The 22,548-nt window shown below is 42.0% G+C and carries 21 protein-coding genes and 1 other RNA gene; 13 read left to right on the top strand and 9 right to left on the bottom strand.

The features are described from left to right. Window positions 1-117: 117 nt before the first annotated feature. Entirely contained in the window at window positions 118-372 is a 255-nt protein-coding gene (gene ibaG / locus J6836_RS13680) for a BolA family protein (RefSeq protein WP_206083559.1), read from the top strand. A 52-nt stretch (window positions 373-424) separates the two neighbouring features. Continuing rightward, window positions 425-1,687, top strand: coding sequence for a UDP-N-acetylglucosamine 1-carboxyvinyltransferase (murA, locus tag J6836_RS13675; protein WP_219244563.1), 1,263 nt, complete (start codon window positions 425-427; stop codon window positions 1,685-1,687). A 79-nt stretch (window positions 1,688-1,766) separates the two neighbouring features. On the opposite strand, the gene degS is transcribed toward murA, so the two are convergent. The 3 genes from degS to zapG all read right to left on the bottom strand — a co-directional run bounded on the left by degS (window position 1,767) and on the right by zapG (window position 5,117). Next, a complete protein-coding gene (degS, locus tag J6836_RS13670; protein ID WP_219244562.1) occupies window positions 1,767-2,831 on the bottom strand; it encodes an outer membrane-stress sensor serine endopeptidase DegS in 1,065 nt (354 codons plus the stop codon). Between the two features lie 113 nt (window positions 2,832-2,944). Further along, the gene (locus tag J6836_RS13665) at window positions 2,945-4,339 is read right to left on the bottom strand and encodes a Do family serine endopeptidase (protein ID WP_219244561.1); all 1,395 of its coding nucleotides are present in this window, start codon (window positions 4,337-4,339) and stop codon (window positions 2,945-2,947) included. A 373-nt stretch (window positions 4,340-4,712) separates the two neighbouring features. Beyond that, window positions 4,713-5,117: a Z-ring associated protein ZapG gene (gene zapG, locus J6836_RS13660; protein WP_219244560.1), complete on the bottom strand. Its 405-nt coding sequence runs from the start codon at window positions 5,115-5,117 to the stop codon at window positions 4,713-4,715. A 330-nt stretch (window positions 5,118-5,447) separates the two neighbouring features. Between zapG and zapE the strand changes: the two genes are divergently transcribed. From zapE to sspB, 5 genes are all read left to right on the top strand, one after another. Further along, window positions 5,448-6,572 (top strand): cell division protein ZapE, encoded by a 1,125-nt coding sequence (gene zapE, locus J6836_RS13655; protein ID WP_219244559.1) that lies wholly within the window; start codon window positions 5,448-5,450, stop codon window positions 6,570-6,572. Window positions 6,573-6,879: 307 nt separating this feature from the next. Further along, the gene (gene rplM / locus J6836_RS13650; RefSeq protein WP_006814213.1) at window positions 6,880-7,308 is read left to right on the top strand and encodes a 50S ribosomal protein L13; all 429 of its coding nucleotides are present in this window, start codon (window positions 6,880-6,882) and stop codon (window positions 7,306-7,308) included. Between the two features lie 14 nt (window positions 7,309-7,322). Then, on the top strand, window positions 7,323-7,715 hold the full coding sequence (rpsI, locus tag J6836_RS13645) for a 30S ribosomal protein S9 (protein WP_004258235.1): 393 nt from the start codon (window positions 7,323-7,325) through the stop codon (window positions 7,713-7,715). Between the two features lie 523 nt (window positions 7,716-8,238). Beyond that, complete coding sequence (sspA, locus tag J6836_RS13640) at window positions 8,239-8,880, top strand: stringent starvation protein SspA (protein ID WP_206083565.1); 642 nt, start codon at window positions 8,239-8,241, stop codon at window positions 8,878-8,880. A gap of 22 nt (window positions 8,881-8,902) precedes the next feature. Then, complete coding sequence (sspB, locus tag J6836_RS13635) at window positions 8,903-9,382, top strand: ClpXP protease specificity-enhancing factor (protein ID WP_219249515.1); 480 nt, start codon at window positions 8,903-8,905, stop codon at window positions 9,380-9,382. 61 nt (window positions 9,383-9,443) lie between these two features. Here the strand turns inward: sspB and J6836_RS13630 are convergent, their stop codons facing one another. Further along, a complete protein-coding gene (locus J6836_RS13630) occupies window positions 9,444-10,850 on the bottom strand; it encodes an FAD-dependent oxidoreductase (RefSeq protein ID WP_219244558.1) in 1,407 nt (468 codons plus the stop codon). A 301-nt stretch (window positions 10,851-11,151) separates the two neighbouring features. On the opposite strand from J6836_RS13630, the gene arcB reads away from it, so the two are divergent. From arcB to mtgA, 3 genes are all read left to right on the top strand, one after another. Further along, window positions 11,152-13,500 carry an aerobic respiration two-component sensor histidine kinase ArcB gene (arcB, locus tag J6836_RS13625; RefSeq protein WP_219244557.1) on the top strand — a complete coding sequence of 783 codons (2,349 nt, stop codon included), beginning with the start codon at window positions 11,152-11,154 and terminating at the stop codon, window positions 13,498-13,500. A gap of 232 nt (window positions 13,501-13,732) precedes the next feature. Continuing rightward, window positions 13,733-14,383 (top strand): isoprenoid biosynthesis glyoxalase ElbB, encoded by a 651-nt coding sequence (elbB, locus tag J6836_RS13620; protein WP_219249514.1) that lies wholly within the window; start codon window positions 13,733-13,735, stop codon window positions 14,381-14,383. A gap of 8 nt (window positions 14,384-14,391) precedes the next feature. After that, window positions 14,392-15,114: a monofunctional biosynthetic peptidoglycan transglycosylase gene (gene mtgA, locus J6836_RS13615; protein ID WP_219244556.1), complete on the top strand. Its 723-nt coding sequence runs from the start codon at window positions 14,392-14,394 to the stop codon at window positions 15,112-15,114. A 63-nt stretch (window positions 15,115-15,177) separates the two neighbouring features. Here the strand turns inward: mtgA and dolP are convergent, their stop codons facing one another. The 4 genes from dolP to J6836_RS13595 all read right to left on the bottom strand — a co-directional run bounded on the left by dolP (window position 15,178) and on the right by J6836_RS13595 (window position 18,676). Beyond that, window positions 15,178-15,753: a division/outer membrane stress-associated lipid-binding lipoprotein gene (gene dolP, locus J6836_RS13610; protein WP_219244555.1), complete on the bottom strand. Its 576-nt coding sequence runs from the start codon at window positions 15,751-15,753 to the stop codon at window positions 15,178-15,180. Window positions 15,754-15,762: 9 nt separating this feature from the next. Beyond that, entirely contained in the window at window positions 15,763-16,353 is a 591-nt protein-coding gene (gene diaA, locus J6836_RS13605) for a DnaA initiator-associating protein DiaA (RefSeq protein WP_004925390.1), read from the bottom strand. 222 nt (window positions 16,354-16,575) lie between these two features. Next, window positions 16,576-16,950: a YraN family protein gene (locus tag J6836_RS13600; protein WP_219244554.1), complete on the bottom strand. Its 375-nt coding sequence runs from the start codon at window positions 16,948-16,950 to the stop codon at window positions 16,576-16,578. 49 nt (window positions 16,951-16,999) lie between these two features. Further along, on the bottom strand, window positions 17,000-18,676 hold the full coding sequence (locus J6836_RS13595; RefSeq protein ID WP_219244553.1) for a penicillin-binding protein activator: 1,677 nt from the start codon (window positions 18,674-18,676) through the stop codon (window positions 17,000-17,002). A gap of 61 nt (window positions 18,677-18,737) precedes the next feature. On the opposite strand from J6836_RS13595, the gene rsmI reads away from it, so the two are divergent. From rsmI to J6836_RS13580, 3 genes are all read left to right on the top strand, one after another. Further along, a complete protein-coding gene (gene rsmI, locus J6836_RS13590) occupies window positions 18,738-19,610 on the top strand; it encodes a 16S rRNA (cytidine(1402)-2'-O)-methyltransferase (protein ID WP_219244552.1) in 873 nt (290 codons plus the stop codon). A 94-nt stretch (window positions 19,611-19,704) separates the two neighbouring features. Further along, an RNA gene (rnpB, locus tag J6836_RS13585) (RNase P RNA component class A) lies at window positions 19,705-20,078 on the top strand. A 522-nt stretch (window positions 20,079-20,600) separates the two neighbouring features. Continuing rightward, window positions 20,601-21,671, top strand: a complete 1,071-nt coding sequence (locus J6836_RS13580; RefSeq protein ID WP_219244551.1) for a 4Fe-4S binding protein — start codon at window positions 20,601-20,603, stop codon at window positions 21,669-21,671. Window positions 21,672-21,806: 135 nt separating this feature from the next. Here the strand turns inward: J6836_RS13580 and dagF are convergent, their stop codons facing one another. Then, window positions 21,807-22,547 carry a 2-dehydro-3-deoxy-phosphogluconate aldolase gene (gene dagF, locus J6836_RS13575; RefSeq protein ID WP_219244550.1) on the bottom strand — a complete coding sequence of 247 codons (741 nt, stop codon included), beginning with the start codon at window positions 22,545-22,547 and terminating at the stop codon, window positions 21,807-21,809. Window position 22,548 lies beyond the last annotated feature (1 nt).

Below are 22,548 nucleotides of genomic sequence, written 5' to 3'. Positions count from 1 at the left end.
ATCCTTTAGGATAGACGTTTATGCTCTTTCAATTCGAGTTGTGACTAATTGGGCACATTCAACTAGAATTAGTCAGAGTAAAATTGAAAAACCACAAATAATCATAATAGAGTCACTATGGAAACCAACGAAATAAAACAAGTATTGATGGAAAAGTTGTCTCTGGATGAGGCTATTGTTACGGGTGATGGTAGCCACTTTCAGGTTATCGCTGTCGGTGACATGTTTGACGGTATGAGCCGTGTTAAGCAACAGCAAGCAATTTATGCGCCATTGATGGAATATATTGCGGATAACCGCATTCATGCTCTATCAATTAAAGCGTACACCCCTGCGCAATGGGAGCGCGATCGTAAACTTAGTGGTCTTTGATTTCAAAGCCTAAGCGAACAGCCTGTACAATTCGACATACGAGAATACTTGAATGGATAAGTTTTTAGTTAAAGGGCCAACCCGTTTATCGGGCGAGGTTACTATTTCTGGCGCGAAAAATGCTGCGCTGCCAATCCTGTTCGCTGCTCTATTGGCTGAAGAGCCAGTAGAAATACAGAATGTTCCTCATCTGAGGGATATCGACACCACCATTAAATTATTGAACCAGCTTGGCACGAAAGTGAAACGTAATGGCTCAGTATTTGTTGATGCGAGCACAGTAAGCACTTACTGCGCCCCTTATGACCTCGTGAAAACTATGCGTGCTTCTATCTGGGCGCTGGCACCTTTAGTTGCACGTTTTGGTCATGGCGAAGTTTCTCTGCCAGGTGGTTGTGCTATTGGTGCCCGTCCTGTTGATTTACATATTTCTGGTTTAGAACAGTTAGGTGCAAATATTGTTCTGGAAGATGGTTATGTGAAAGCCACCGTCGATGGTCGCCTGAAAGGGGCCTGCATCGTGATGGATAAAGTTAGCGTAGGGGCTACGGTCTCTATTATGACAGCTGCCACATTAGCGGAAGGCACAACGACCATTGAAAATGCTGCGCGTGAGCCAGAAATTGAAGATACAGCTAATTTCTTAAACACCCTTGGTGCAAAAATTACCGGTGCAGGCACTGACCGTATTGTGATTGAAGGGGTTGAGCGATTAGGTGGTGGTACATACCAAGTTCTGCCTGACCGTATTGAAACAGGCACATTCTTAATCGCAGCAGCGGTTTCTCGCGGTAACGTTATTTGCCGTAATGCACGCCCAGATACGCTGGATGCGGTATTAGCAAAATTGCGCGAAGCGGGTGCAACGATTGAAATCGGTGATGACTGGATTAGCTTAGATATGGAAGGTAAACGCCCTAAAGCGGTGACTATCCGTACTGCACCACATCCGGGGTTCCCAACAGACATGCAAGCACAGTTCAGCTTACTAAACTTAGTCGCTGAAGGTGCTGGGCTTATCACTGAGACAATTTTTGAAAACCGTTTTATGCATATCCCTGAGCTTATCCGTATGGGTGCGCATGCTGAAATCGAAAGTAATACAGTGTTGTGCCATGGGGTTGAGAAATTAACCAGTGCACAAGTGATGGCAACAGATTTACGTGCATCTGCGAGTCTTGTTATTGCAGGTTGTATTGCAGAAGGCACCACAACAGTTGATCGTATTTATCACATTGACCGTGGTTATGAACATATTGAAGATAAACTGCGTGGTTTAGGCGCAGATATTCAGCGTGTCCATTCAGACGACTAACTTTCTCGGTTTTTGAATTGAAACAAAAATGCCGTTCAATTGAACGGCATTTTTTATCGTCAAATTTATTTGTCCGCAATTAACTGGCTTGTCCTTCAGGGTTTTCTTCAATAACCACATCGATAGTTTTCGTTTCGCCGTCTCGCAAAATTTGTACAGAGGCTTTACTACCGGGGCGAATTTCAGCGACGAAATCCATGGTTTCAGCAGCTGAAATTGCAGGCTTCCCATCAACAGATAAAATAATATCCCCTTGAACAATACCCGATTTAGCAGCTGGGCCATTAGGTGCAACTTGGAAAACACGAAGCCCTTGTATTTGATTGATATTATTATTGTTTGACCTGATTTGTGGCAGTTCACGCGCGGTAATACCAATGTAACCGCGGATCACTCGGCCATCACGGATCAGTTTATCCATAATTTTCGTCGCGAGTGCCGTTGGGATAGCAAAACTGAGGCCTTCTGAGGTAACTCCTTGCCCTGCAGTGAAGGATAGCGTGTTAATCCCGACTAACTCACCTTCGGTATTAATCAGGGCTCCACCAGAGTTACCCGAGTTAATTGAAGCATCTGTTTGTAAGAAATTTTGCCGACGTGTAGAGCTTAAACCCACACGGCCTGTCGCACTAATAATGCCTTGGGTGACAGTTTGACCAATATTGTAGGGATTGCCAATGGCTAAGACGACATCCCCCACATGGGTGACACGTTGAGTATTAATTGGGATAACAGGGAGGTTATCCGCATCAATCTTAAGTATAGCAAGGTCTGTCAGTGAATCAGAGCCCACCAGTAAGGCATCAAAAATGGCGCCATCTTGCAGTGCTACTAAGATTTGATCAGGATTATCAACCACATGTTTATTGGTAATGATATAGCCATTCGGGCTCATAATTACGCCAGAGCCTAACGATTTAAGCTCACGACCAGACTGGGAAAAGCTCCCCTTAGAGCTACTATAGACATAAACCACGGCAGGTGCTGCACGGCGTACCGCTTTATTATAACTGACGGGCTCGCTATCTGTTTTGCCATATAATAAATCCGCTAAGCCTTGCGGGCGCAATGAAGGCACTGCAATGATGATAATCAACGCAGTTAATAGGCCTAGCATGACAGAAACAGTGAGCTTCTTTACCATAAGATATTGGAGATTCAGTTATTTTTTACATGTACTGAGCATAACATAAAAAAACAGGTACAGCAGAGTGATACTGTACCTGTTTTATTGATTTTAAGACCTACTTTTATTAATTAATTGCGCATTAATAGATATAAGGTTTCATCATCACGTAAGACTTTCATTGCCAGCACTGGAGGCTTGCCATCAATGATTTTACGGAATTGCTCAATAGTTTCAACGCGTTGGTCGTTCACGCCAAAGATTAGGTCACCTTTGACTAAGCCAATAGCAGCCGCTGGGGATTTAGGTGCGACGCTGTCTACTTGAACACCACGTGTATTGCTAATAGTCGCATTCGAAATCGTTGCGCCTAATAATGATTCACTTAATTTTTCTGCGCGTGTTGCTGAGCCTTCATCATTTTCAAGTACAACTTTCACATCCATCGGTTTACCTGAACGGATAAGACCAATAGTGATTTCTTTACCGATTTGGCTGGTACCGATTTTAGCCCTTAATTCCGCAAAGCTATTAATACGTTTACCATCGACAGAGACTAAAACGTCACCTGATTTAATACCCGCTTTTGCAGCAGATGATTTTGGCAGAACTTCACTGACGAATGCACCGCGCTGTGCATCAATATTAAAGGCTTTTGCGATGTCAGAGTTCATCTCAGTCCCTTTAATACCTAAAATACCGCGCTTAACTTCACCGTGTTTAATCAGCTGCTCGCTCAGGTTTTTGGCCATATTACTTGGAATAGCAAAACCGATACCGATATTGCCACCACCTGGTGCTAAAATAGCCGTGTTGATACCAATCAACTCACCATTTAAGTTCACTAAGGCACCGCCTGAGTTACCGCGGTTGATGGATGCATCAGTTTGAATAAAGTTTTCTAAGCCTTCAAGGTTCAAGCCACTACGGCCTAACGCGGAAATAATTCCGGAGGTTGCTGTTTGGCCTAACCCGAATGGGTTACCAACAGCGACAGCAAAATCACCCACACGTAATTTGTCAGAATCCGCAATACTAACAGCAGTTAAATTTTTGATATCTTTCACGTTCGTGATTTTGAGTAACGCGATATCAGTTTGGGGATCTTTACCGATTAATTTAACCTCAATTTCACGGCCATCATTTAATTGAATTTGAATTTTATCTGCGCCATCAATGACGTGGTTGTTGGTTAAAATATAACCTTGCTGAGCGTCAATAATAACACCTGAACCAAGGCCTTCAAATGGGCGCACATTTTGTTGTTGGGAAGGTGCATTAGGGCCAAAGAAGAATTTCAATTCTTCTGGGATCTGTTGGTTTTGTACACGGGTTCCTGATACGTGAATATTCACCACCGCTGGCAACACTTTTTCCAGCATTGGTGCAAGGCTAGGCATGTTTTGGCTTTGTGCCGTTGCTGGCAATGTCGCAGGGAGTGCAGCACTACTTACCGTGGGGATAGTGGCCAAAGATAAGCCTAAACTCATTGCTACAGCGGTAAGAAAAAAATTTTTTCTTTTCATAATTCAGTCAATTCTCTCAAAAATAAAGGTTCCAATCACTGTGAGCCTTTCGTTTGGCAAGCACAATGAGCTTCTATTTGGTTGGTATAAGATTCAATTTTACTGATGACTATGACCACAGATTATGCGCAAAAGTTCCACTTACAGATAGCAATTAACCACTCTTTTACATCTATTTACATGTAGCTTAAGTAATACTTTAACTTCTATACGGTAGCTAAATAAATCGTTAAATTTAATTTAGATGGAAATATTGTTCAGTATTATTAAATGAATATTTTACAGCAGATGATGCGAGTTGAATGGGGGATTTGAGTAAATACAACAAGAAATCACCAGCAAGGGAGGCTCACTGGTGATATACAATTAGAAACTATTTTTCTTTCTCTTCGATAGGTCGAAATAAGCCCGATGAGCCATCTGAATAATCTCTTGGTGGCATTTTTACTGGTGCTTGATCGTTATCGGCTTCAGATTCCGTTAAGCGATAGTTAAACGGGTTATCTTGCGCTGGCATATCTGGCATTAATTCAGATGAACTTTGTGCCATATGTTGGTAAAGCTGACGGTAATCACGCGCCATTTTATCCAATAATTCTGCGCTACGAGCAAAGTGACTGACTAATTCTTTACGGTACTCTTCCAGTTCAGTACTTTTTTTGTCTAGCTCAGCTTGCGCTGTTTTTTGTTGGCGAAGTTTTGGATTACCATAGCGGACAACTAATGCACCGATGATAAAACCGACAATCAATCCGATTAATGCATACTCCCAGGTCATGCTGACTCCTTCATTACTTCAATGTTCGCAGAAATTAAGCGTCGTTACCGTTACTATACCTTAAATAATTCAAGTTGCATGTAGACGTCAAGTAAAGCATCTCAACATATTGTAATTTAGTGGTTAAGTGATGATAAAAACCACAACGCTTGAATCGAGTAATTGTAAAACAGTTAACAGCTTTAAGAGTGGAATCTTAAGGTGAATTTCCTTACTCTATGATGATGCGTTAACCGAAAGTTAAATGATAACTGAATCTGGTTATAATAAAGGCAGTGTATATCAAATAACGGTAAAAAAACCGAAAATTTTTTAAGGATTATTCAGTTAATGTCACCGATGACCCCTACAATGCGTTATCAACAAGCGCTCGCGGATGGCAATTATCAGCCTGATGACGTGCAAAAGCTTGCCGTAGAACGTTTAGATAAAATTTATCAGCAGCTTATTCATACCTCATTAGTCACATCTAATGAAAAGCCAAACGGTTTTTTTAGTCGTTTATTAGGAAAAAATTCGCCTAATAAATCAATAGAACCCGTTCAAGGTTTATATATGTGGGGTGGGGTGGGACGCGGTAAAACATGGTTAATGGACATGTTTTATGAAAGCTTGCCCAGTGATCGTAAGCTTCGGCTGCATTTTCATCGTTTTATGAAAAAAGTGCAGGAAGATTTGATGGCGTTACAGGGGCAAGAAAATCCACTGGATATCATTGCTGATGAGTTCAAAAAACAAACGGACGTATTGTGTTTCGATGAGTTTTTTGTCTCAGACATTACCGACGCAATGATCCTAGGAACGTTACTAGAAGGGCTGTTTGCTCGTGGGATCACGTTGGTCGCCACGTCCAATATTATCCCTGATAACTTATACCGCAATGGGTTACAACGTGCACGTTTTTTACCTGCCATCGAACAAATCAAAAAATATTGTGATGTAATGAATGTTGATGCAGGGATTGATTATCGCTTACGGACTTTAACGCAAGCCCACCTCTTTTTATCTCCGATAAATGCACAAAATCGCCAGCACTTGGATGAGGTTTTTGTCAAATTGGCGGGGAAGCAGGGGGAGATAAACCCAGTTTTAGAAGTTAATCACCGGAAGATGCAGGTCCTTCGCTCGGCGGAAGGTGTTTTAGCTGTTGAGTTTAAAGTGTTGTGTGAAGAGCCGCGTAGCCAAAATGACTATATTTACTTATCAAACTGTTACCACACGGTTTTATTGTACGATGTGCCTGTGATGGGGACAAAAGACGAAAACCCTGCACGGCGTTTTCTTGCGCTGGTGGATGAATTTTATGAGCGTAAAGTGAAACTCGTGATTAATGCAGAAGTCCCGATGGAATCCCTTTATCAGGGTCAGCTTTTAGCCTTTGAATACCAACGTTGCTTATCACGTTTACAAGAAATGCAGAGCGAAGAGTATCTAAAAATTCCGCATTTGGCTTAAGTTTTTTTTGCGCATGGGAGCCCTAGCGTAAAAATGCGCCAAAACGTTTAAATTAAGTACAAATGGTGTTGGATATTCACACAAACGTAAAAAAAATGCATTTGGGGTCGATTTTTGTTTCTGACTTCTCTATAATCTTGCGACCCCACGTTACAGCACTGTTTTTTATTTCCCAAAAAATAGTGCATAAATGCCAGTTAGGCTGCTCGAAGGGGTAGGTTTACTGGACAAAGAGTCGTGTGAACCTCAGAAAGCTTATGAACATGAGTGTTCACCAACGTGTAACTTCAATATTGGGTAAGTTTTAATGAAAACTTTTACAGCTAAACCAGAGACCGTAAAACGCGACTGGTACGTTGTTGATGCAGATGGCAAAACTTTAGGCCGTCTTGCAACAGAAATTGCTAGCCGTCTGCGCGGTAAGCATAAAGCGGAATATACTCCGCACGTGGATACTGGTGATTACATCATCGTTCTGAATGCAGAAAAAATTGCTGTTACCGGCAAAAAACGCGAAGACAAAATCTACTATCGCCACACTGGCCATGTAGGTGGAATCAAGCAAGCAACTTTCGAAGAAATGATTGCTCGCAGTCCTGAGCGTGTGCTTGAAATCGCGGTTAAAGGCATGTTGCCAAAAGGACCTCTGGGTCGTGCAATGTACCGTAAACTGAAAGTTTACGCAGGTAATGAGCACAACCACGCGGCTCAACAACCGCAAGTTCTTGACATTTAATCGGGATTATAGCAATGGCTGAAAATCAATACTACGGCACTGGTCGCCGCAAAAGCTCATCTGCTCGTGTCTTTATTAAGCCGGGTAGCGGTAACATCACAATCAATCAACGCACTCTAGAACAGTACTTTGGTCGCGAAACTGCGCGCATGGTCGTTCGTCAGCCGTTAGAATTGGTTGAAATGTTGGAAAAACTGGATCTGTACATCACTGTTAAAGGTGGTGGTATTTCAGGTCAAGCAGGCGCAATCCGTCACGGTATTACTCGTGCACTGATGGCTTATGATGAGACTCTTCGTTCTGATCTGCGTAAAGCTGGTTTCGTTACCCGTGATGCGCGTTCTGTTGAACGTAAGAAAGTGGGTCTGCGTAAAGCACGTCGTCGTCCACAGTTCTCCAAACGTTAATTTATTGCCCTTTGGGCATAAAATTGATGAAAAAACCCGTCTTTATGGCGGGTTTTTTATTGCCTAAAAATCAGTAAATTGGCGTTTAAAGATAATTTAAAAAAGAATTAAATATTATTAGCAGAAAAAGATAACGAATTAGTCTAGAATTTAAAATAATCACTCTTTGATAATAAAAATGATATTTTTTCATCATATTATTTAGATAACAATGGAGTTAACTTTAAGGTTTATTATTTTAAAATTTAGATTAAATTAGTTTTTAATTGTAATTTCTGTGTGATTACTCTCTTTCAATGAAATAAATCTATGATTTTTCCTATCACGCCCCCCTAAGCTGTACAAAATCTGTTAGAATATGCCCCTGTTTTTTTATTTCATCATTTCTCGCCTTTCTGTGCGGGAGGGTTGTGTTGACTTTCAGTATGGATAAATGAAAGTAGAACACAGGGGATTTTAAAATGGGTAACGGGTAATTAAACATTAATTACATTTCGTCCATTTTTGTAATTTGGAGGTTTTAATGGCTGTCGCTCCTAACAAACGTTCGGTAATGACATTGTTCTCAGGCCCAACTGACATTTTTAGCCATCAGGTACGTATCGTCCTGGCAGAAAAAGGGGTTAGCGTCGAAATTGAACATGTTGAACCCGGTCATCCGCCTCAAGATCTCATTGATCTCAACCCGTACCAAAGTGTTCCAACACTCGTTGATCGTGAACTGACTTTATATGATCCGCTGATTATTATGGAATACCTTGATGAGCGCTTCCCTCATCCGCCACTAATGCCTGTTTACCCAGTTGCACGTGGAACTAGCCGTCAATTAATGCATCGCATTGAAAAAGACTGGTATTCTCTGATGCACAAAGTAGAAAAAGGCAGTGCTCAAGAAGCGGATAGCGCGCGTCGTCAATTAACGGAAGAATTAATTGCCGTTTCGCCTGTTTTTGCTGAAATGCCATTCTTCATGAGTGATGAATTTAGCTTAGTTGATTGCTATTTAGCGCCGCTATTATGGCGTTTACCTGTGCTGGGCATCGAACTGAAACCAGCGAATAGCAAACACTTGCAAATGTATATGCAACGTGTGTTTGAGCGTGATGCATTCTTAGCGTCTTTGACTGAATTAGAACGCGAAATGCGTCTGTCAGCAAGAGGCTAAAGGTATGATGGAAATGACAGCAATGTCACCACGTCGCCCTTATCTGTTACGTGCCCACTATGAGTGGTTGCTCGATAACGATATGACCCCGCATTTGGTGGTTGATGTCACCGTTCCTACTGTTAACGTTCCAATGGAATTTGCTCGGGATGGGCAAATTGTATTGAATGTTGCGCCACGTGCTGTGGGTAACTTTGAAATTACCAACGACGAAGTTCGTTTTAATGCGCGTTTTGGTGGTGTTCCACGTCAAGTGTATGTCCCTATGGCCGCAATTATGGCGGTATATGCACGGGAAAATGGCGCAGGGATGATGTTTGAACCTGAAGCCGCATACGATGCACAAATATCTTCTGATTTTGAAGATATGGATGGTTCGCAAGAAGACGGAATTACATTAGTTCAAGATAGCTCGTCGGTTGAACATAACACTGAAGAGCCTTCGGACGATGAACCTCCAAGACCACCGAAAGGTAGACCTGCGCTAAGAGTGGTTAAGTAGCGAATTTACTTCATATTGATAAAAAAACAGAGGGTATTACCCTCTGTTTTTTTATGCCTTTCTATATCTCTAAAAAAAGCAAAATACCTTCAGCAGCACTGCGCCCATCCGCAATCGCATTGACAACAAGGTCTGAACCTCGAACCGCATCACCTCCAGCAAATATTTTTTCGTTAGAGGTTTGGAAAGGAAACCGGCTGTTGCGATTTGCGCAAATATGCCCCTGTGAGTCAAGCTGCACAAAGTTCTCTTCAACCCAAGGTTGCTTGTGTGGATGAAAGCCGAAGGCGACAATGACGGCATCAGCTTCAATCGTAAAATCTGAATTTTTGATAGGCTCTACGACGGTTCGACCCTCTTTGAGTTCACCATTCTGGGTACGAATGACAGAAATTCCACTGACTTGTTGAGCTTCATTCAAAAGAATCTCAGTGGCTTGTAAATTAAAATGAAATTCAATCCCTTCTTCAATCGCATGATTTATCTCTTTTAGTGAAGCAGGCATACTCTGTTTGTCACGTCGATATATGCACGCTACCTTTGAAGCGCCTTGGCGAACAGCTGTTCGCACACAGTCTATTGCTGTATCGCCGCCGCCTAGCACGACCACATTTTTTCCTTGTAAATTGATATAAGGCTCAAGTGGTAAAGGGGCAAGCTGCATCAAATGACGAGTATTCGCGATTAAATAAGGCAGGGCATCATAACAGCCATAAGCGCCATTCCTACGCAGTTCACCTTTAATTGCACCGTAAGTACCTATTCCGAGGAAAATCGCGTCATAATCCGTTTTGAGCGTATTTAGAGAGATATCTTTACCAATATCGACGTTAAGTTGAAATTGAATCCCCATTTCGGTGAAAATCTCACGCCGTTGTATCATGACCCGCTTTTCTAATTTAAATGTAGGTATTCCAAAGGTTAATAAACCGCCGATTTCTGAGTGTTTATCAAATACAGTAACTTGCACACCATTGCGAGCTAAAACATCAGCACAAGCAAGGCCTGCAGGGCCTGCACCAACGATAGCAACACGGTAATTCACCGGTGTGACATGGGAAAGGTCAGGGCGCCAACCTAGGGAGAATGCGGTGTCATTGATGTAACGTTCAATATGACCGATGGTAACAGCACCAAAAGTGTCATTCAGGACACAGGCCATTTCGCACAGTTCATCTTGTGGGCAAACGCGGCCACAGACCTCGGGTAAACTATTGGTATGATGAGATAATTCAGCGGCTTCAATAATGCGACCTTCTTCTGCTAATTTTAACCATTTAGGGATGGCATTATGTAAAGGGCATTTCCATTCACAGAACGGACTACCACAAGAAAGGCAACGACTCGCCTGTTGTTGTATATTTTTGGCATCATCAGGCTCATAAATTTCGACGAAATTTATTTTTCGAATATCGACCGTTTTTTTCTGCGGTTCATTTCGTGGAAGACTGATAATTTTTGAGTTCATGGTGTTCCTTACTGAACTTAGTCTGAATGTACATCATACAGTACGCTTTCAAATCGAGAGCTTAGCATGGCTAAAGTAAGTATTAAGTTGCATGATTGGTTTGTTTTTCAATCGATTATGATAAAAGTCATCCAAGATACATTTTTACCCGAGCTAAAACAAAGAAAATACCTGATTGTTATTTATCATTAATGATAAAAAATGGCTATTGAATGAGCAGGATCGACATTTTGTATTAATAAACATCCGAATCTGCCCTGTTTGATATATGATTCAAAGAGAATTTTACTAAGGGGTGGTTATGAAAGTACTTCGCGGCCTTGCGCAATACTATGTCGATTTGATGATGAAACTCGGGTTGGTAAGGTTTTCACTGTTACTGGCATCCGCACTTGTTGTGCTGGCCATGATAATGCAAATGGCTGTCACGATTTTCTTGCGTGGGCACGTAGATAGTTTGGATATGGTAGGTTCTATTTTCTTTGGGCTTATTATCACCCCGCTTGCGGTTTATTTTCTTTCCGTTGTGGTGGAACAACTGGAAGAGTCACGCCAACGGTTATCACGTATGGTCGATAAACTCGAAGTGATGCGCAAACGTGATGCTGAATTAAACACGCAATTACAAGGGAATATAGAGCAACTCAACCTTGAAATACTTGAACGTGAAAAAGCGGAGCGCGCACATTTAGAATTGCTTGAGCAACTTAAGCAAGAAATGAAATATCGTGAATTAACTCAAATTGAACTCGAACAGCAATCGGTATTGTTACGCTCATTCCTTGATGCCTCTCCTGACTTAGTTTATTACCGCAATGAAAATAACGAATTTTCGGGCTGCAATAGGGCAATGGAACTCCTGACGGGGAAAAGTGAAAAACACTTAGTTGGGCTGACCCCACTAGATATTTATGATGTAGAAATTGCCTCCAAAGTGATGGAAACCGATGAAAAAGTATTCCGCCATAATGTTTCCCTGACCTACGAACAATGGCTGGTTTATCCCGATGGTAGAAAGGCCTGTTTCGAACTGCGAAAAGTACCATTTTATGACCGAGTTGGTAAACGACATGGTCTCATGGGTTTTGGTCGCGATATAACAGAGCGTAAACGTTATCAGGAGGCGTTAGAGAACGCGAGTAGAGAGAAGACCACATTTATCTCAACAATCAGCCACGAGCTTCGCACCCCCCTTAACGGCATTGTTGGTTTAAGTCGAATTTTATTAGATACCGAACTCACTTCGGAACAATCTAGCTATTTAAAAACAATTCATGTCAGTGCAGTGACGTTAGGAAATATTTTTAATGATGTCATTGAGATGGATAAAATTGAACGCCGTAAAGTTCAATTGGATAACCAGCCAATCACATTATCTGAATTTGTGAATGATCTTGAAAATTTAAGTGGTTTATTAGTCCAGCCAAAAGGGCTTAAATTTGTGATGGATGTCGCCCCAGCGCTGCCGAAAAAAGTGCTAACGGACGGGACGCGTTTACGCCAAATATTGTGGAACTTAATAGGCAATGCAGTCAAATTCACACAAAAAGGTGAAGTGAAACTAAGTATCTGGCAAGAGTCTGAAAGTAAGTTGTTTTTTAGGGTACAAGACAGTGGAATTGGTATCCCTCAAGATGAGCTAGATAAAATTTTTGCGATGTACTACCAAGTAACAGATTCTGCGGGGGGGAAACCTGCAACAGGAACGGGGATTGGGCTTTCTGTATCCCGACGACTAGCACAAAATATGGGTGGGGATATTCAAGTTGAAAGCCAAATAGGTGAAGGTTCTACATTTACATTATCTATTTCTGCACCTGTTGTGGAAGATGACGTTGTGGAATTTGAAGAAAATGATGACGACTATCCATTACCTGCTTTACATATTCTATTGGTAGAAGATATTGAGCTAAACGTTGTTGTGGCGTGCTCTGTATTAGAAAATCTAGGGAATACAGTTGATGTCGCAATGACAGGTAAAGATGCATTATCCATGTTTGCACCGGGTGAATATGATTTAGTCCTATTAGATATTCAGCTGCCCGATATGACAGGGTTGGATATTTCAAGGCAGTTGAAGCAACAGTATGACAAAGAGGATTTGCCACCCCTCATTGCACTGACAGCCAATGTGCTTAAAGATAAAAAAGAGTACTTTGATGCGGGGATGGATGGTGTTTTAAGTAAACCATTATCTATTCCTGCTTTAACTCAAGTTATTGAGCAATTTTGGGGCGAGCAGGCTTCTCATTCTGAAGACGGAGTACCAAGTGACATCTCTAAATTAGCCGTTGATGAGTCAAGGTTAGATTGTGAAATGTTGGAGCAATATATCGAATTAGTTGGCCCTAAATTAATTTATGATGGTCTAGAGGTATTTGAAAAAATGCTTCCAAGCTACTTAGCGATTCTTGATTCTAATATGATTGCAAAGGACCAAAAGGGCATCGTAGAAGAGGCTCATAAGATTAAAGGCGCAGCAGGTTCTGTTGGCTTAAGGAATTTACAGAAAATTGCTCAGCAAATCCAATCTCCTGATTTACCTGCTTGGTGGGATAATGTCCAAGAATGGGTGGATGAGTTAAAACAGGATTGGAAAGGCGATATAGAAACTTTAAGAAACTGGGTTGACGAGCGCACAAAAAAATAACCCCAACCGAAGTTGGGGTGCGCGAATACTGCGCCAACACCAGGGAAATCGTTGATTTGCATGTGGTTTTCATTCTGGGCAAATCATTAAATTAGGCTAATCGTGGTAAAGAATAACATCAAGATACCAAAATTTAGCGAATCTGTTACAAGATTCATTAAAATCTGTGATGAAGATTGATGTTTGTCTTCTTTATCGCTTGAGAGATAATTTACTACAAATGGAGCAAGATATGAAATCAATTGCGGTTATTTTAAGTGGCTGTGGTGTATTTGATGGAAGCGAGGTTCATGAGTCAGTATTAACTATGTTAGCTTTGAGTCAAAATAACGCTAAAGTTTATTTTTTTGCGCCTGATGAGTTACAACCTACTGTTATAAATCATATAAATGGAAATGAAAATACAGAAAAACGCAGTCAATTAGAGGAGTCTGCACGTATTACTCGTGGGGAAATATCCCCTTTATCCTCTGCAGATGCCTCTAAGCTTGATGCACTCATCATTCCTGGTGGTTTTGGCGCGGCAAAAAATTTATGTAATTTTGCCGTCAAAGGTAGTGACTGCGAAATTAATAAAGAACTATTAAGTTTAGTTCGCCAAATGCACCAGCAGAAAAAGCCGCTAGGGCTGATGTGTATTGCGCCTGTAATGTTACCGAAAATGTTAAATACATCAGTAAAATTAACTATTGGTGATGATAGCGAAACGATTATCCAAATAGAAAATATGGGTGGCAAACACATCAAATGTTCTGTTGATGACATTGTTGTTGATGAAGTTAACCGAGTAGTCACAACCCCTGCTTATATGCTGGCACAATCAATTTCTGAAGCAAATATTGGGATTAATAAACTCGTTAAGAAAGTATTGGAAATGGCGTGATTATTTGAATGCTAACTATTGTTTCTAGGCTATGGCACTGGTTAAAAAAGATCACATTCTCATTACTTGTGGTGTGGTTTTGTACGGTTATCGTCTTTAAATATGTCCCTGTGCCATTCTCAGCGGTTATGGCTGAACGCCAAATAAGTGCGTGGCTAAACTTAAATTTTTCTTATGTTTCGAGTTCTACTTGGGTAAGTGAAAACCAGATCTCTCCGTATATTTATTTAGCGGTTATCGCATCTGAAGATCAAAATTTTCCTCATCACTGGGGTTTTGATCTTGATGCAATTGAACGTGCTTATAAACATAATACGATCAATAAACAATCAATTAGAGGTGCCTCAACAATCTCACAACAGACAGTTAAAAACTTATGGTTGTGGGATGGTAGAAGCTGGTTCAGGAAAGGCTTAGAAACACTAATGACGCCAGTAATGGAAGTTTTGTGGTCTAAGCAAAGAATATTGACCATTTATCTCAATATTGCTGAGTTTGGGGATGGGGTTTTTGGTGTGGAGGAAGCTTCAAATAGATTCTTCAATAAGCCTGCTAGCAAGCTCTCTATGAGCGAAGCTGCACTTTTAGCAGCGGTTCTTCCTAATCCACATCGCTATAGTGTAAAATCACCATCTTCTTATGTCTTGAAGAGGCAGGCGTGGATACTGAACCAGATGCACCTTTTGGGCGGTAAGAATTTTCTGAAAGTAAACGATGTTTTATCTGAATAAGAAAAAAGCCATAGTTTTTCACTAATGGCTCTTATTCTTATTCGGATATATTATTGTTTATGATTAATTGAGATAAGTGAAAGCAGTCGTAACTCGACGGACTCCGTCAGTTTCACTGGCAATTTTAGCTGCAGCATCACCTTCTTGCCTTGTTAATACGCCAAGTAAAAAAACTTCACCATTTTCAGTAATGACTTTTACGCTGCCTGATTTGACACTATCACTCGCTAAAATTTTCGATTTAACTTTAGTTGTTAACCAGGTATCTTTAGATGCAGTGCCTAAATCAACTGGCTCACCGCTACGTACCTCATTATAAACTGACACCGTACCATCAACATTAGAGGCGATTTGTTTAGCGCGTTCAGCCCATGACATATCTGGAGTTTGCCCCGTTAATAGCACATTACCTTTATAGGCAGTGGCAATAATACGTGCCTTACCTGTAATTTCTTTGTCTTTATTGAGCTGCCCACTGACACGAGCTTCTAGTGTGCCATCATCAACCTGCTGGCCGACAGTTCGTGGGTCAGAAGCACTCTTAGAGGCAACTGCTGCGGAACCAACAACAGCGGCACCAATACAGCCTTGTAAAAGAATCGTACTGATTACTATGGCAAAAATGGGTATTAATCGCATTTTGTCTCCTTAATCATCCTGATGAGGGAAAAGAGTATTATCTATAAGATCGCATAGACAATTTACAGTAAGAAGATGAACTTCTTGAATTCGAACGCTACGCTGAGAAGGAATACGAATTTCAACATCTTGTGGGCCAAGTAACCCAGCCAGCTCTCCGCCATCGTAGCCAGTAAGGGCAACAATGGTCATATCCCGTGTTACAGCGGCTTCAACTGCTTTAATAATATCGCTACTATTACCATGGGTGGAGATAGCCATCAAAACATCACCATGCTGCCCTAAAGCTCTTACTTGTTTCGCATAAATTTCAGTGGGTTGTTTACTTCCAGAAATCGCAGTAAGTACGGCATTGTCGGTATTGAGCGCAAGAGCAGGAAGACTCGGGCGCTCAGTTTCAAATCGGTGGATCATGCTAGCAGCAAAACGTTGTGCAGTAGCAGCAGATGCACCATTGCCACAACATAAAATTTTGTTGCCATTAAGCAAGGACTGAACCATCATCATCGCGGCTCTAGAAATCGCATCGGGCAGCGCCTCGGCGGCTGCAATTTGAGTTTGAATGCTTTCGGTAAAACATACTTTTATTCTATCTAGCACTGGTTTTTTCCTGTAAAAATTTACCCGTCATTCTTCGCACTGTCGCTGTGTTGACTGCAACGCTCGTTCTAATCACATACTTTTGTATGCTCATAGGGATTAGCTCACTTGTCGCCTTGCGACAGTACGAATTATTTAGGGTAAACTCGTCATGCTCGCACTGTCGTTGTGTTGATTGCAATCGCTATTTTGGTAAAGAATATAACAGCTTGCTGACGAATATTAACTCTCTTCATTAAAGGCGTTTTGTATCCATTCGAATTGATTGCCTGTAATAGCACAAATATCAAATCGACAGGCACTGGTTTCGAAACTCTCTTGCCGTTGTGCAAGCCAAATTTTGGCAGCGGCTAATAACTTTCTACGTTTATGCCAGTTTACTGATAAAAGTGCGTCACCGTAATCACAATTTTTGCGAAATCGCACCTCAACAAATACCCAACCCGCTTTGTCACGCATAATGAGGTCAATTTCTCCACCTCGGTTTCTGGCATTACGTTCAATAAAGGTGAGCCCTTTTTTTTTCAGGAACGTGAGAGCTTGATTTTCGTAATATCGGCCTGTTAACCATCTTAACGGTTTTTGAATTGCTTTCATGACGTCCTTGTCTGAAAAAAGCCATCATCTTGATGGCTTATCTTTTATTTTACTGAGCGGGGACAACTTGCCCTTGCTTAAACTGTAGCCATGGCAATTCACGAAATACCACACAGTTAGCCTGCGTGCTCAATGTTCCTGAAGCACCATTGATTCTCACTTGCCCCGCTTGTTGCAGTTTGTCGTAATTGTTTGCTAATGACCATGCATCAATACCCATCGCATATAAACGGAATAATGAATAATCATTGCTGAGTTTTTGTTGTGCTTGCTTACGCAGGTTATTATTTGCACCCGCAAGCAGTGGGATTTCGCTGAATTTTACGCCATCCATTTCAAAACGGTAGTCTGCGCCTGAACCCGCTTGGTTGCTACGAGAGCTAGTGTATAGTGCAGGGCGAGAACGAGAGCTGATCGCCATTTCTATCATTGGTTTAATCAGCGTGAGTTCATCGCGCGTTGCAACGATATAAACAGAATCAATTGCGCCACTCGCACCGTCTAGCTGGCTTTCTGTATTAACGGGGGTTCCCACCATGCGGATCCCTGCACCACGATTAATGGATTCTTTTAAAGAAGGCACTGAACCGAAGGTTTGCATTAATACGGCTCCGCCACCTTTTGATTGCCACCCTTGGGCGAAGGCTTTGGCTACCCTATCCCCAAACGCATTAGCAGGCACTAAAACCAATGGCATTTGTTTGCCTTGTGCTTTCATATACGCAGCCGCATTTTGCGCTTCATCTTCAGGGGAAAGCGAGAAGTAGCAAAGATTTGGGCGCGGTTGTAATTGATTTGAATCCAATTCATTCAATGCTAATACACTAATGGGGGCACCCATTTGAGCGATAGTTTGTACGTCATTTTTCAGTAATGGACCGACAACGAGGTTGAAACCTTCGTTCTTTGCTTGCTCCAGTAATTGAGGCATTTGCTTGCCTGTTGTATCAAATACCTTGATAGTTTGTGTATTAACGGGCGTGGCATCAATACGTATGCTAGAGGTAACGATATCAGTATCTGCTGGTGCATTACTTGTCGTATTCGCCACTTCTGCATAAATTTGGTCTAGCACATCATTGCCGCTATTTGATGGCGGTGTCGTTCTTGCTGGAGCTGCTGCGCCTTGTGGGATACCTTTTTGTGCATCCATAAAACCTTGCATAATGGCCTGACCAAATACTTTGCCTTGACCACTCATTGGGAGGAATAAGGCAATTTTCGGGCTGCCACCAAGGCGAGGTAGCATCGCTTGGATTAGCTGAGTTGGAGCTAATGTAGCACCTGGGTTGCTTGAGTAACGCATCTTCCAGTCATTAAATCCAGCACGAAGAGCATCTGGGTCATCTTGGTTATTTTGATAAATATCGAGTAAATCAACCCAGCCTTGAAGATTATTTTCCTCTGCGCCTATTCCGTGAATCTGTTCTGGCGTCAACTGTGTTAACATCTTCCATAATCCATCGATGTTAGCTTGGCGCTCAGCCGCTGTTTTTAACAAAGGCTCTTGGCTAATGTAGGCACGAAGCGCTTCCAGAGACGGCTTGCCTTGAGCCGTATCAATGATAGCTTGGTAACTGCTGGCATCGGACGCACTTTGCTCAGGTGTTTTTTGGGTGGAAGGAAAATAATCTGAGACAACTTGGCACCCAGAGAGTGCAAAGGTAGACAGCATCGCTGTGCAGATTAACCCTTTTTTCAAATGCAAAAAAATTGAAGGACGCATACTGTATCCAATGGTGTATTTTTCAATTGCTTAATTTTAAACCGGCTATTCGGATGAAACAATGAACCAACCTAATCAAGCTGTGGTTATGGCATCCACGCTGTATATCGTCCCAACACCGATTGGGAATATGGGCGACATCACGCAACGCGCGCTGGATGTTCTTAAACATGTTGACCTTATTGCGGCAGAGGACACTCGGCATTCAGGTATTTTATTACAAAATTTCGCGATAAATGCACGACTGTTTGCTCTGCATGATCATAATGAACAGCAAAAGGCAGATCAATTAATTAGCAGACTTCATCAAGGTGATAGTATCGCATTAGTCTCAGATGCAGGTACACCTTTAATTAATGATCCGGGTTATCATTTGGTCAATCGTTGCCGTGAAGCTGGTATTCGAGTCGTACCTTTACCCGGAGCTTGCGCGGCAATTACTGCACTATCAGCCGCAGGTTTGCCATCAGACCGTTTTTGCTATGAAGGCTTTTTACCCGCCAAAACAAAAGGTCGGAAAGATGTCTTGCAAGCACTTGAACAAGAAACACGCACACTAATTTTTTATGAATCAACCCACCGTCTACTAGACAGTTTAGCAGATATGGTGGAAGTCTGGGGGCCAGATCGTCATGTTGTTTTAGCCCGTGAAATCACCAAAACATGGGAGTCTATTGAAGGGCGCCCTGTGGGAGAGTTATTGGCTTGGGTGAAAGAAGATGAAAACCGCCATCGTGGTGAGATGGTATTAATTGTTGAAGGCTATAAGAAGCCTGAAGATGATTCAGCGATTTCACCTGATGTTATCCGCACGCTTAATTTGCTGCAAAAAGAGCTGCCACCGAAAAAAGCAGCGGCGATCACCGCAGAAATTTACGGCTTAAAGAAAAATATGCTGTATAAATTGATGTTAGATAATCAAGGTGATGAATAATTTTTAAGCAAATAGCGCTATCAGGGGCCTTAAGTCGTCAATTGCCTGCCCGAAAGTCTGTACAAGCCGTAGCAAAGTGCCTATAATTCGCCGCGGAGTTGGCCAGACAACCGCTGCTTTATCGTAGTCCCTTCGGGAGACGGGTAGAGGGGAGGAAAGTCCGGGCTCCATAGGGCAGGGTGCCAGATAACGTCTGGGAGGCGCAAGCCTACGACTAGTGCAACAGAGAGCAAACCGCCGATGGCCTGTTTACAGGATCAGGTAAGGGTGAAAGGGTGCGGTAAGAGCGCACCGCGCGACTGGCAACAGTTCGTGGCACGGTAAACTCCACCCGGAGCAAGACCAAATAGGGGTTCATATGGTGCGGCCCGCATTGAACTCGGGTAGGTTGCTGGAGCCAGTGCGCAAGTGCTGGCCTAGATGAATGGTTGTCCACGACAGAACCCGGCTTATCGGCCAACTCCCATTTTTTCGTCATATTTAGCGCTGTTACAGCGTTAGCTTCATTCAGCCACACGGGTCACATACTTTTGTATGCTCCCCGTGATGTCTTCATTTTGCTGCCTTGTTACAGCACTAACTATTTAGAAAAAATCCGAGCTTAAAAGAAAAGTGCGTTTTTAATTTTTCGTCATATTTAACGCTGTCACAGCGTTAGCTTCATTCGTCAACTCTAGTCACATACCTTTGTATGCTCCTTTTTTCTTCATACTTCAAGCTGTGCCTGTGTTGGCGTCATTCGTCAACCCTAGTCACATACTTTTGTATGCTCCTAGGGATCTCCTCATTTTGCCGCCTTGGCACAACTCGAATTATTTAGAAAAAATCTGGGATTAGAAGAAAAAATCATATTTTTCTTTTCTGAATTACCTTCATTATCTTTTTGTATCAAACCATCAACATCACCACGCTCTGATGCAAATCAATGCGCTCTTTGAATATGTAAATACAATAATGGTATTTTAAATGCATGTTAAAGAGATAGGCTAGATGGCAAAGAAACCCCATATTCGCTACATGCGACGTCCTGGTACGGTGGGCGGTAGGCTTCCTTGGAATGATTGGCGAAATGCCTCAACATGGCGAAAAGTTGTTCAAATTATCCTGCTGGCGATAAACCTTTATATCGGTGTTACCTTCTATTACTGGGTGCGTTATTTCGAAACTGGGGGGGAAGCGCTGTACTTACCGCGCCCAGGAGGGATTGAAGGCTGGCTGCCCATTGCGGGGTTAATGAATCTAAAATACACATTAGAAACAGGAAGCTTTCCGCCGATTCATGGGGCGTCGATGTTTCTGTTAGTGGCTTTTATTCTTATTAGTTTACTGTTGAAAAAATCCTTTTGTTCATGGATGTGCCCAATAGGAACGATATCGGAATATACAGGGAAATTAGGACAAAAACTGTTTCGCTATCAAATCAATCTCCCTAAATGGCTAGATATCACCCTGCGAGGCTTAAAGTATTTGCTGTTAAGCTTCTTTCTTTATATCGCATTTTCTATGTCAGCGCAGATGATCCAATATTTTATGATGTCACCTTATGGGATCATTATTGACGTCAAAATGCTGGATTTCTTTCGCCACATTAGTGATTTTGCATTGATTAGCGTGGTGGTTTTGGTGGTGCTGAGTTTATTTATTCGCAATGCTTGGTGCCGTTATCTCTGTCCTTATGGCGCGCTGTTGGGGCTATTTTCACTACTTTCACCCGTTAAAATTCGCCGTAATGTGGAAAGTTGCATTGATTGTGGAAAATGTGCGAAAAACTGCCCATCGCGCATTCCAGTGGATAAGCTCATCAAGGTAAGAACGGTAGAGTGCACGGGGTGTATGACCTGTGTGGAGTCCTGCCCAGTTGCGTCAACGCTGGATTTTTCATTGCAAATAGCAACGCAAAAACGTCAATTTCCTTTATCGGGGATTGTGATGGCGGCTTTGACCTTGGCAATTTTATTTATCATGATTGGTATTGCCGCTTTCTTCGGGGTATGGGATAGCCCTGTGCCCGATAATTATTGGTTCCATATTATACCGAATGCACGAAGCATAGGTCATTAATAGAGAATGAAAAAAAGCCCCACACATACTGGATGAGTGGGGCATTTGTTGTTTTGGTCATTTTGTCACAATGACTCAGTTTGTAACGTCTCGCTTATATTTATTTTCTGACTTCTTTTTACTGCTTTTAACGCATCAATTAACCGCTTGCTTAACCATCTGCAATAATTGACGTACATCTTCTGGGCGCGTATTACCCGTATCTTTATCAATAATCGAACTATAAATATGAGGAATGATTTTCTTCACGCCTGCATCGAGGGCTATTTGCAGAATTTCGGCAAAATTATCTAAATCAATCCCCCCAGTCGGCTCTAAAGAAAAATCAAATTCTGCACAGGCTTTGGCGATGGCTTTATATTCTTCAATATAGGTTAATCCTTTCATATTAAAGAATTTAACTGAATCTGCACCCATATCTTTTAGCATCATAATTGCAGTTTCGATAGGAACGATACCGTCAGGGGATTGGGAGCTTAGTGGGCCTGTGGAAATTTTGACCATTCCAATTGTGCCGGTTGGGGAAATCAGTGCATTCACAAACGTTTCATTTTGACCGAGTAAAGCACGGCTGATTGGTGCTCCCGTAAACACTTGGTTGACGTGCTGCGGCTGAATTTCTTTTGAGATCAAGGAGACCATTGTGGATTGATTCGGGTCACCTGCACCCAAACCCACAGATAATGCATTGTCTGTTTCTTTGGCATAAATGCGCATATCGGCGATAGCGCTTTCTAAGTCAGGGTAGTTTTTCGATAACACACCGACAACAACAAAGGTTTCTGCGGCGGCATAAATATCTTTGGCATTTTTGTGGCTACCTGCCAACACATTTAAACAAACACGGTCACGGTAAAAATTCGGTGACAATTTCATC

Origin of the sequence: Providencia sp. R33, assembly GCF_019343475.1 — a bacterium.
Classification (GTDB): domain Bacteria; phylum Pseudomonadota; class Gammaproteobacteria; order Enterobacterales; family Enterobacteriaceae; genus Providencia.
Note: the sequence above shows the minus strand (reverse complement) of the source record. Positions and strands in the feature narration are given on the sequence as shown.

Excerpts from the sequence above, each read along its gene's own strand:
- murA (WP_219244563.1), top strand. The coding sequence starts at position 425 with ATGGATAAGTTTTTAGTTAAAGGGCCAACCCGTTTATCGGGCGAGGTT.
- degS (WP_219244562.1), bottom strand. The coding sequence starts at position 2,831 with ATGGTAAAGAAGCTCACTGTTTCTGTCATGCTAGGCCTATTAACTGCG.
- J6836_RS13595 (WP_219244553.1), bottom strand. The coding sequence starts at position 18,676 with ATGCGTCCTTCAATTTTTTTGCATTTGAAAAAAGGGTTAATCTGCACA.
- J6836_RS13580 (WP_219244551.1), top strand. The coding sequence starts at position 20,601 with ATGGCAAAGAAACCCCATATTCGCTACATGCGACGTCCTGGTACGGTG.
- dolP (WP_219244555.1), bottom strand. The coding sequence starts at position 15,753 with ATGCGATTAATACCCATTTTTGCCATAGTAATCAGTACGATTCTTTTA.
- sspA (WP_206083565.1), top strand. The coding sequence starts at position 8,239 with ATGGCTGTCGCTCCTAACAAACGTTCGGTAATGACATTGTTCTCAGGC.
- sspB (WP_219249515.1), top strand. The coding sequence starts at position 8,903 with ATGTCACCACGTCGCCCTTATCTGTTACGTGCCCACTATGAGTGGTTG.
- elbB (WP_219249514.1), top strand. The coding sequence starts at position 13,733 with ATGAAATCAATTGCGGTTATTTTAAGTGGCTGTGGTGTATTTGATGGA.
- arcB (WP_219244557.1), top strand. The coding sequence starts at position 11,152 with ATGAAAGTACTTCGCGGCCTTGCGCAATACTATGTCGATTTGATGATG.
- ibaG (WP_206083559.1), top strand. The coding sequence starts at position 118 with ATGGAAACCAACGAAATAAAACAAGTATTGATGGAAAAGTTGTCTCTG.
- zapG (WP_219244560.1), bottom strand. The coding sequence starts at position 5,117 with ATGACCTGGGAGTATGCATTAATCGGATTGATTGTCGGTTTTATCATC.
- J6836_RS13665 (WP_219244561.1), bottom strand. The coding sequence starts at position 4,339 with ATGAAAAGAAAAAATTTTTTTCTTACCGCTGTAGCAATGAGTTTAGGC.
- J6836_RS13630 (WP_219244558.1), bottom strand. The coding sequence starts at position 10,850 with ATGAACTCAAAAATTATCAGTCTTCCACGAAATGAACCGCAGAAAAAA.
- zapE (WP_219244559.1), top strand. The coding sequence starts at position 5,448 with ATGTCACCGATGACCCCTACAATGCGTTATCAACAAGCGCTCGCGGAT.
- mtgA (WP_219244556.1), top strand. The coding sequence starts at position 14,392 with ATGCTAACTATTGTTTCTAGGCTATGGCACTGGTTAAAAAAGATCACA.
- rpsI (WP_004258235.1), top strand. The coding sequence starts at position 7,323 with ATGGCTGAAAATCAATACTACGGCACTGGTCGCCGCAAAAGCTCATCT.
- rsmI (WP_219244552.1), top strand. The coding sequence starts at position 18,738 with ATGAACCAACCTAATCAAGCTGTGGTTATGGCATCCACGCTGTATATC.
- dagF (WP_219244550.1), bottom strand. The coding sequence starts at position 22,547 with ATGAAATTGTCACCGAATTTTTACCGTGACCGTGTTTGTTTAAATGTG.
- J6836_RS13600 (WP_219244554.1), bottom strand. The coding sequence starts at position 16,950 with ATGAAAGCAATTCAAAAACCGTTAAGATGGTTAACAGGCCGATATTAC.
- rplM (WP_006814213.1), top strand. The coding sequence starts at position 6,880 with ATGAAAACTTTTACAGCTAAACCAGAGACCGTAAAACGCGACTGGTAC.